This is a genomic window from Sporosarcina ureae (assembly GCF_029267015.1).
In the GTDB taxonomy this organism is placed as follows: Bacteria; Bacillota; Bacilli; order Bacillales_A; family Planococcaceae; genus Sporosarcina; species Sporosarcina ureae_D.
Window position 1 is genome coordinate 1 of sequence record NZ_JARIEA010000065.1, and the last position, 3,600, is coordinate 3,600.

The 3,600-nt window shown below is 39.2% G+C and carries 3 protein-coding genes and 1 other annotated feature; of the genes, 2 read left to right on the forward strand and 1 reads right to left on the reverse strand.

The genetic code is table 11. From position 1 onward, the window contains the following. Positions 1-571: 571 nt before the first annotated feature. Positions 572-1,558 (reverse strand): tryptophan--tRNA ligase, encoded by a 987-nt coding sequence (gene trpS, locus Q7P97_RS10955; RefSeq protein WP_303969231.1) that lies wholly within the window; start codon positions 1,556-1,558, stop codon positions 572-574. A 92-nt stretch (positions 1,559-1,650) separates the two neighbouring features. Then, positions 1,651-1,863: a binding site (T-box leader), on the reverse strand. A gap of 436 nt (positions 1,864-2,299) precedes the next feature. Here trpS and spxA point away from each other — a divergent pair. Beyond that, positions 2,300-2,698, forward strand: a complete 399-nt coding sequence (gene spxA / locus Q7P97_RS10960; protein ID WP_009765721.1) for a transcriptional regulator SpxA — start codon at positions 2,300-2,302, stop codon at positions 2,696-2,698. Positions 2,699-2,936: 238 nt separating this feature from the next. Beyond that, complete coding sequence (gene mecA / locus Q7P97_RS10965; protein WP_085428461.1) at positions 2,937-3,590, forward strand: adaptor protein MecA; 654 nt, start codon at positions 2,937-2,939, stop codon at positions 3,588-3,590. The last annotated feature ends 10 nt before the right edge of the window (positions 3,591-3,600 follow it).

A 3,600-nucleotide genomic window follows, 5' to 3' on the forward strand; every position in this document is an offset into this window, starting at 1 on the left:
ATTGGTGAGTGGAAGGGCACCGTTTACCGACGTTCCAGGCGGACGCTTTCCCATGGGCCCGCGGTGAGCCAACCAGGTCGCAGGCTCCCTTTGGTTGTCTCACCTGATCGGGCTGATCCATCGGGAGTCGCCGCCTTGCACTTACGGTAAACTAGCATATTGTTCTAGTGGTAGAACAATGATGCATTGAAACCCAAACCCAAACCCAAACCCAAACCCAAACCCAAACCCAAACCCAAACCCAAACCCAAACCCAAAATCAAAAAGACTGAAGACAAGCTCCGTGAAAATTTCTGGAGATGTTTTCAGTCGTTTTTGGTTATTGGGGTTAAGACTTGTCTTATTACACCTGTTCTGAACATAGGATGGAGAAAAGGTGTAAAGGACGAGATGTCGGTGACGCGTTTTTTTATATTTGTTTGTAGTTATTGTGTGATTGTGGTGACGCTGGCTAATTTGTTGTTTTACTTGAATTATTCAGCGCTTGGGTATGATTATCGACAGATTTTAGTTTTCATTTTGCAGTCGACAGATTTTTTGATGCTGGTGATTGCGGTTGTGTCTTTATTGCTTACCGTGTACGTCCCAAGCCCATCGCGGCCTCCATCTTTTTAAGGGTGGCGGAGGCGATGGTGTTTGCTTTTTCGGCTCCTTGGTCGAGAATTTCATCGAGTTCAGGGGAGTCGATTAGTTCATGGTAGCGTTGTTGGATTGGAGCCAAATGTTGGTTGATAGCATCCGCGACGCCCATTTTAAATGCTCCGTAGCCTTGGCCTTCGTATTTTGCTTCTAATTCTTCGATGGACATTCCACTTAAAGAAGATTCGATGATTAACAAATTGGAGACACCTGGTTTGTTTTCTACGTCGAATTTTACGATGCCTTCTGAGTCTGTTACAGCGCTCTTGATTTTCTTTTCGATTTCTTTCGGTGTATCCAAAATCGTGATTGTTGCTTTTTTATTTGGATCGGATTTGCTCATTTTCTTTAATGGATCTTGTAAAGATTTTATGCGAGCTCCGTTTTTAGGAATACGAACGGCCGGAATGGTCAATACTTTTCCGTATCGGCTATTGAAGCGCTCTGCTAAATCCCTTGTTAATTCCAAGTGTTGCTTCTGATCTTCTCCGACGGGAACGATATCCGTGTTATACAATAAAATGTCCGCAGCCATTAATGGAGGGTAGGTAAGAAGCGCGGCAGATACACCTTCTGCTCCATCAGATTTATCTTTAAACTGTGTCATGCGCTCAAGCTCACCGATATAGGAAATACATTGCATGATCCATCCAGCTTGTGCATGTGCTGGAACTTCTGATTGGATAAATAAAATAGATTTCTGAGGATCAATGCCGCTTGCAATATAGGTAGCGGCTAATGAACGAATTGCTTGTTTTAGTTCATCCGGATCTTGCTGCACTGTAATTGCGTGCTGATCAACGATACAAAAAATGCAGTCTTCGTCATTTTGAAGCTCAACGAATTGACGGAATGCGCCAATATAGTTTCCTAATGTGATGACACCTGTTGGTTGTACACCTGAAAAAATAGTTTTCATGATTGTGTTTCCTCCTTTAATTGCAGGCTATAACAGATTAGCCTGTATCGTACGTGAAAAACGGCATAAAAAAACATCAGTCATCCCCTATAAATAGGGACGATTGATGAAAGGTAACCGTGGTACCACCCGAATTGCTAATAAAAGCCGCTCAATTCCCATAACGCGGGAAGACGTGATGGAGTACTGTATTCATCCATCAAGCTCAGGAGCCCATTCTTTTTGTGCGGTTTTACTTGCTCTCACCCTATACAAGCTCTCTACAAAAACCGTTACAAAAATACTTTTTCCTTCAGTGCCGTTCACTTATTGCTTAAAATTATATCGATACTTTTTGAAAAATGCAACTTTCATTTGTAGAAAACGAAAAAGATTTGAATAACATGAAACCTTTTAGTACACCTGTACGTACTATAAAGAGAACGAATAATTAGTAGAATTCATTTCTAAATGAGAATGCAATTATTTACAAATGAAATGTTTAAAACATTTCAGCACTGGGTATAAAAGTAGAAGGTGTTCATTTATCGCAGAAAACATCATGATTCTTGACTAGATTGTTGAAAAATAAGAAATTAAGCAATATGAATAAGTTTTTTTGAAAAACTATATTAATTGAGAATGAATGTGTGTATAATGAACAGTATAGACATTAATTATAATAATTCTAAAGTGAATTACATGAACTGCAAATACACTAAATCTAATGTGCGTAAGCCGTAGGAAAGGACGTGTCAATAAATGGGTGTTACACTTTATACATCGCCTAGTTGTACATCTTGTAGAAAAGCAAAAGCATGGTTGGAGGAACATGAGATTCCTTATACAGAGCGTAATATTTTCTCTGAACCATTGAATATTCAAGAGATCAAACAAATTCTTCGCATGACGGAAGATGGTACTGACGAAATTATTTCAACACGATCCAAGATATTCCAAAAATTAAATGTTGACGTGGAAAGTCTTCCACTTCAAAGATTATATGAGTTAATCCAAGAACATCCTGGTCTTTTGAGAAGACCAATCATTCTAGATGAAAAAAGACTCCAAGTAGGGTACAATGAAGATGAGATTCGTCGTTTCCTACCGAGAAAAGTTAGAGCCTATCAGCTGCTCGAAGCGCGGCGTATGGTAAACTAATCTTAATAACAAAAGCTGATAGGGATGACACGGGATACAATTGTGCCTATCAGCTTTTTTGAATTGATATTCCCTTGTATTCCTCTAAGTTAACCACTTCAATGCTGACAAAGTTTTAATGAAATACAAGAAACCCTTACGAATACGTCGGAGCCGACATATAGTAGTAATAAGCATTGCAAGTGTGTATTAGTATATGACAGGGGAGGGCCTGTTCTACAGAAGGGAGAGATAAGGGATGGAAATAGAGCGCATTAATGAAAACACGGTAAAGTTTTATTTATCCTATGGAGATATCGAAGCCCGTGGTTTTAGTAAAGAAGACGTCTGGTATAATCGCGACAAGAGTGAAGAACTTTTTTGGGATATGATGGATGAACTTGGTGACGATACTGAATTCGAAGTAGAGGGACCGCTTTGGATCCAAGTCAATGCGATGAATGAAGGCATTGAAGTAATTGTAACTCGTGCACATCTTCCAAAGAACGCTGAATCTTCACAGTTTCCATTTGGAATTGAAGATCCAGAAGAATTATTCGATCCGATTTTTGATGCGATTAATGACTCGGATGAAGAAGAAAGTGAAGAAGAGTCGCAGATTACAAATAGAGTATTTGTTTTTAATGAGTTTGACCAGATCATACCATTGGCAAGCAAGATGATTTCACTCGAAGACGAATTTGAATCGCAACTATATGCATTCGAGGATCGTTATTATCTCAACTTACGCTTCGATTATTCTCTAATCGAGAAGAAGCGTTCGAAGGACATTTCCAGTATGATTACAGAATACGGCGCGGTGTCTAAGATGTCTATTCATCGTATAGAGGAATATGGCAAAGTCGTCATGGAATCTGATGTATTTGAACAAGTAAACAAGTATTTCTCATAATACACTGAAA

Coding starts and splice junctions, on each gene's coding strand:
- trpS (WP_303969231.1), bottom strand. CDS start 1,558: ATGAAAACTATTTTTTCAGGTGTACAACCAACAGGTGTCATCACATTA.
- spxA (WP_009765721.1), top strand. CDS start 2,300: ATGGGTGTTACACTTTATACATCGCCTAGTTGTACATCTTGTAGAAAA.
- mecA (WP_085428461.1), top strand. CDS start 2,937: ATGGAAATAGAGCGCATTAATGAAAACACGGTAAAGTTTTATTTATCC.